Source organism: Rhizobium sp. 2YAF20, from assembly GCF_052114685.1.
GTDB lineage: Bacteria > Pseudomonadota > Alphaproteobacteria > Rhizobiales > Rhizobiaceae > Rhizobium.
The window spans coordinates 1-5,012 of record NZ_JBFRFF010000089.1; the positions used below are offsets into that span (position 1 = coordinate 1).

The window sequence follows — 5,012 nt, forward strand, 5'->3', positions numbered from 1 at the left end:
GGCAAAGAACGACGGGTTGGTCACGGTAGGCCAACAGCATAGCGGCCCGCGATACTCGGCTCGCCGGTTCGCTTCGAGACCGCGAAAGTGCCGTCAACGTTTCAGTCTCTTGCTCGCTCATCGCCAGCTCGATTACGCGCCGCCTTGGTGCCATGATGAAACTCCTCGGTTGAATAATCTCAAACGAGGAATCCACGAACACACTTCAGGTTCCATCAAAGGCCGCTTTCATGGAATCGATCGTCTAGTCAAGGTGGCCAATGGTATCAGCGGGCAATTATAGGTAGATTGCCCGCCGAACCGGTCGCCGATCCGAAGGCAGGTCCGCAAGGAACTTATGCGTAAGGTTGGACGAAGGGACAAAACTTGTTGGAGCTGTCCGCGGCTTGTATTCCTATGTCATCGCGCAACCGGGCGGCGGGGAAGCACTTCAAGAACGCTGCGAGGCTGAATTGCAACACCTTGGGCTGAACACCGAAGGATCAATGGATCTTAAGCCCACATTTGCGCTCGCGGCGGACTCCACTTCTACAAATAGCCGTCCTGCAGTTTCAAACTGAGAGGAATCGCGTGGCGCGGCCGTTCCTGCGAACCTCGCTGTTGTAATATTCGGAGGCTTGCTGCACTGACCGATGGCGAGATTGTTCCATCGCCTCCTGGAGGGGAACGCCCTGGTTGGCGGCCTCGGTCAGGTAGCCGGACCGAATTCCATGCGCGGAAAACTCTCCCGAATCCAGCCCGGCCAGCGCCGCCCGCTGCTTGACGATGTCATTGACCGATTTTGGATCGAGGGGCCGGCGGGAAACGTTCCCCCAGCGATCGATGGCCCGAAACACGCTGCCGCTTTCAATCTTTGCGGCGGCGAGCCAAGCGTTCAATGCGTCAACGGGCCGACCGGTCAGATAGACGACCTCATCCTGGCTGGTGCCGCTGTTCTTGGTGCGGCCCAGGTGTATGGAAAGAGAGGGGAGGAGGATCCCGCCCTCACTCGCTACCGGCGCCTCTGCCGTCAACTGCTCCCTACGGAGGTCGGCGATCTCACTGCGCCGGCGGCCACCGGACGCGAAACCGACCATCAGGATGGCGCGGTCGCGCAGGTCCCGCGGACTTCCACTCTCGCAGGTCGCCAACAATTTTGACAGCACGTCGCCAGTGACCGCCTTGGCACTCTTGCGACGGCGTTGCCGCGGCACGGCGCGCACCGCCAACCGGATCGCCGACTTAAGGGCAGGCGAGGCGAAGGCGCCCTCGAGCCCTCGCCATTTGGTCAGCGTCGACCAGTTGGCAAGCCGCCGGCGCACGGTATCCGGCGCGTGCGGACCGGTCGATCTTAGGAACCCGCCGTGCCTCAAGGCTTCCTCGACGACGGACGGCATGCCATGATCCGGGTCAGTCTCGCGCTGCCGCGGATCCCAGAGATGATGGGCGACGAAATTGAGCAGCAGCGCTTCCGGCGCCGGCCAGGGCAGGGGGCCGCCGGTCGCCGCCTGCGACCACGCTTCCAGATAGCCGAGGTCGGAGGTCAGCGCCCGCAGCGTATTGTCGCCCATGCCGGCGTTGACCAGATGGCGCAGCGTCTCGATATCCTGGTCGATCAGCAGTTCGGCGAGCTTGTCGCGCCGGTCGATTGGCAGCACCGCGGCGATCGTATCGAGTGCCTCCGCGCGTCTCGAAACCTGTCCCTGACGGTCAGTCTCCATGTGCGAATGGTCCGAGCACCGCTACCCCCTCTTTTCGAACGGCGTCGGCGAGTTTGCGATCGAGGGTTGCCAGCGCTGCTGCTGCTTGTGGCGGCAGATGGCCAAAGGTCTGATCAGTGCTCATGCTCGACCGGTCCTAAAATGATGACCCCTTCCGCACGGGCGGCTACCGCCAATCGGCGGTCGAGCGTGGCCAGCGGTAGATGCTCCAGCAGTGCCAGGGCAAGATAGGCCGCGTCATAGGCACTGAGACGATACTGGCGCGATAGCCGGACCACCTCGATATCGTCGCCGGGGCCGACGAGCTTCAACGGCAGGCCGCGGAATCGCGCGAGGGTCGAATGGACGAGGTCGTCAGAAATCCGGCCACGCCGCTCAGCGTTCAACAGGACACTGCGGATCTCGTGGCGCAGCAGATCGGGCGCCCAGGCGTCCTCGTCGGCCATGCGCACCATCGCCTGTTCGGCGGTGGTGTTCTCCTCGTCCGGCAGCAGCCAGGCGCCAGCGATCGAGGCATCGACGACGAAAGCCATCAGCGACGGCCTTCCTGCTTCCAGGCCTGAATTTCCTCCTGCGTGACGGGCTTGGCCTGAGCGCGAAGGGAACGGACCGCCTCGATGGCGGCCAAGCGCTGGCGACGCTCATCGATGGCGACCAAACGGGCGATCGGATCGTTGCCGCGAGAGATGATGACCTCTTCGCCGGCCTCGACGCGCGCCAGCAGTTCGGACAAATGGGTTTTGGCCTCGGCGACCTTAACTGTGACGGTCATAGTGGGCTCCATGGGAAACCGGCCGGCGCGCCTGTGGCCAACCTATTCCCCGAAGAATAGTGACTTACGCAGGCTTGGTCAATGGGTTGACTATATCACCTCCGATAAGCGATACTTATCGTAGGTTGGCGCACCATCCGGCCACCTCGACCACTGTCAGTCCTTAAGGATCGGCGGAAACCCCGCAAATGCAGGTTTTTGCCCGCCTTTCAATTTTGGATCGGTGGAATATTCCGCTTCATTGAGTGGAATATTAAGCGCCGAACCAATCGGCCCTAGGGCCCCTCCCCCCAAGCACATCTCGCCATCGTTGGCCCGATGCGACAGCGCAGCGCTCGACCCCTCGCAAAACAGCCAGTTTCGGGGCATTTCAGCTGTGGAAGGCTGCTGACGGGCGTGCTGTGGCCTGGATGGGTCGTTGCCTATCCCGGATCGGAAAACGCGCTGCAAGGCCTCCTATTTAGGTTATAAAACACGCTTGCAAACCGGCGTTTTCTCACGCATTCATTATCTGTACAAACGCCATCAAAAACGAGCCAAGACTAATGCCACAGGTTGCAACCGTCAGCTCCCCTTCTCCGCTGCCAAGGCTGATCGGATACGCCCGGGTTTCGACCGACGATCAGCTCAACGACGCCCAGGTCGATGAGTTGCGCGACGCTGGCTAGATCAACCTGCTGGCAAACCCACGGAAAGTTTGCGACAGAACCCTCCACCGTCTATCGGGAAATGCGCCGTCTGGGTATCCAACGACCAGCCCAGCCCAACCGAGCCTGCTTTCATTGCAAAGTTGCATAAAAGCCGCAACGCCATAGGTTTCAGCTTCCGGATGCGGCAAGAGACTCCAATTCGGACCGATCATTTGTTATCGCTGCGGTTGAAGAGCATTGGCGCATCGAGGTAGACTTTGCCTAAGTAAATACCGGTCTCAATCCAGTTTCACCCGTACTGCCGGACAGCAACACGCTGTCGGCGTATGATCATGTTCATCGGGTGGTGGCAAGAGACCGGTTTGGCATTGTTAAAATGTGCCATGTGCAGCTCCGCTCTTCAGCCGCCCAAAACATCGCCACGCCGTGCCCGCAAGGGTTTTCTCATGCACCATCTTGGTGGACTTCCGAGCGGAAGACCAAGACGATATGTGCAATACACTTCGGGTCCGATGGACCATTATTCCCCAGACAGCTCCTCAGCCTTGGATTGCGTGCAGCGGATGCGGGGGCCTGAGAGCCTTCCAATCCAGCGGCAAAGTCCGGCTCAACGCCAACGGTCGCAAGCTTGATGCGTGGCTTATCTACAAGTGCCTGACCTGCGAAAAGACATGGAACCGGCCGATCTTTGAGCGGCAGAATGTCCGCGACATCAATCATGTCGTCCTTGAAGCGCTACAGTCCAACGATCCGCAGTGGATCCGGACGGAAACGTTCAACCTCGAAGCTCTGAGGCGCAAGTCGCAGCAGATCGATGAGTTTTCTGAGTTTGATATCGAAAAAGAGATCCTGCACGAAACTCGCAATTGGACGAAACTGGAAATCGAACTGATGGTCCCGTTTCCGATCAGCACACGCCTTGACCGCCTGCTGGCGTCCGTGCTGAGAGTCTCGCGTGCGCGGCTCCAAACGCTTCACGACGGAGGCACGCTTCGGACAAATTTGGACCGCGCCGACATTTTGCGGCGCAGGATCAAAACTGGCACGCAGGTTACGATTGACCTCTCCACCGAGGCCGACCGAGGAGCAATTGTGGGGACCTTTAGCGATGGGTAGTCTACTGTAGCTGCACCACGAAGGCCTGAAATCTCAGGCCTTCGTGATTTCACGTCTCGTTTTCAGCAGAAGTTCTCGCCTCGTTCTACCTTGCCATTGTTTAGCGGGACATCAACGCGATGCCCTCACGTAGGCGATGCGCTCGGCCTGCAGGTTCTCCTTCAGGTGATCGTGTCCCCGGACGTGGTGTAGCTGACGGCTGATGGCCGTGCTTTCCGGCATGGGCCGGAGGGGATATCAGCGAGCCACAGCGGGCAGACTGATTTGTGGATCATCGCTCATTTGGGCCATGGTCTCAAGTGTCATATACCTGGCGCGTTGGACGGCCCATTCGTCATTTTGTTCGAGCAGCAGTGCACCGACGAGACGAACAATTGCTTCGTCGTTTGGAAAGATGCCAACGACCTCGGTTCGTCGCTTGATTTCGCCATTGAGACGCTCGATTGGATTCGTCGAATGCAGTTTTGCCCGGTGCTCTTTCGGGAAGGTCATCGTAGAGGGCCGAGGCCGCTATTGTCTCAACGTCGGCGGGGTGCAGATCGACGGCGCGATTGCCCGCGCCTTTCTCCAAGCGCTCGAACCAGCCAGGCTTGCTGCTACCCTGGCGGCTGCGGAGCGCTTCGAACTCGACACAGAAGCGTCGCTAAAACAATGGCGGCTTGGTGTTGAGCGCGCAGTTTATCAAGCAGGCCGGGCCGAACGCCGATACCGCGCCGTCGATCCCGATAATCGGCTTGTTGCGCGCGGTCTTGAACGTGAATGGGAGCAGTGCCT

The 5,012-nt window shown here is 59.8% G+C and carries 4 protein-coding genes and 4 pseudogenes; 3 read left to right on the top strand and 5 right to left on the bottom strand.

What is annotated here, in order from left to right:
* Positions 1-551: 551 nt before the first annotated feature.
* The 4 genes from AB4Z52_RS35620 to AB4Z52_RS35635 are packed head-to-tail and all read right to left on the bottom strand — an operon-like array spanning position 552 to position 2,472.
* Positions 552-1,700, bottom strand: a complete 1,149-nt coding sequence (locus AB4Z52_RS35620) for a tyrosine-type recombinase/integrase (protein WP_442222524.1) — start codon at positions 1,698-1,700, stop codon at positions 552-554.
* Positions 1,690-1,824 carry a hypothetical protein gene (locus tag AB4Z52_RS35625; protein WP_442222525.1) on the bottom strand — a complete coding sequence of 45 codons (135 nt, stop codon included), beginning with the start codon at positions 1,822-1,824 and terminating at the stop codon, positions 1,690-1,692. Before AB4Z52_RS35625 ends, AB4Z52_RS35620 begins: the two co-directional genes overlap by 11 nt.
* The gene (locus tag AB4Z52_RS35630; RefSeq protein WP_442222526.1) at positions 1,814-2,233 is read right to left on the bottom strand and encodes a type II toxin-antitoxin system VapC family toxin; all 420 of its coding nucleotides are present in this window, start codon (positions 2,231-2,233) and stop codon (positions 1,814-1,816) included. The genes AB4Z52_RS35625 and AB4Z52_RS35630 overlap by 11 nt, the downstream gene beginning before the upstream one ends.
* Complete coding sequence (locus tag AB4Z52_RS35635; protein ID WP_442222527.1) at positions 2,233-2,472, bottom strand: type II toxin-antitoxin system Phd/YefM family antitoxin; 240 nt, start codon at positions 2,470-2,472, stop codon at positions 2,233-2,235. The genes AB4Z52_RS35630 and AB4Z52_RS35635 overlap by 1 nt, the downstream gene beginning before the upstream one ends.
* 545 nt (positions 2,473-3,017) lie before the next feature.
* On the opposite strand from AB4Z52_RS35635, the pseudogene AB4Z52_RS35640 reads away from it, so the two are divergent.
* A pseudogene (locus AB4Z52_RS35640) lies at positions 3,018-3,137 on the top strand (recombinase family protein); the annotation flags it as partial.
* Positions 3,138-3,611: 474 nt separating this feature from the next.
* A pseudogene (locus AB4Z52_RS35645) lies at positions 3,612-4,248 on the top strand (DUF1062 domain-containing protein).
* 227 nt (positions 4,249-4,475) lie between these two features.
* Here the strand turns inward: AB4Z52_RS35645 and AB4Z52_RS35650 are convergent.
* A pseudogene (locus tag AB4Z52_RS35650) lies at positions 4,476-4,730 on the bottom strand (transposase); the annotation flags it as partial.
* Between the two features lie 40 nt (positions 4,731-4,770).
* Between AB4Z52_RS35650 and AB4Z52_RS35655 the strand changes: the two are divergent.
* Positions 4,771-5,012, top strand: a pseudogene (locus AB4Z52_RS35655) (recombinase family protein); the annotation flags it as partial.

Excerpts from the sequence above, each read along its gene's own strand:
- AB4Z52_RS35630 (WP_442222526.1), bottom strand. The coding sequence starts at position 2,233 with ATGGCTTTCGTCGTCGATGCCTCGATCGCTGGCGCCTGGCTGCTGCCG.
- AB4Z52_RS35635 (WP_442222527.1), bottom strand. The coding sequence starts at position 2,472 with ATGACCGTCACAGTTAAGGTCGCCGAGGCCAAAACCCATTTGTCCGAA.
- AB4Z52_RS35625 (WP_442222525.1), bottom strand. The coding sequence starts at position 1,824 with ATGAGCACTGATCAGACCTTTGGCCATCTGCCGCCACAAGCAGCAGCA.
- AB4Z52_RS35620 (WP_442222524.1), bottom strand. The coding sequence starts at position 1,700 with ATGGAGACTGACCGTCAGGGACAGGTTTCGAGACGCGCGGAGGCACTC.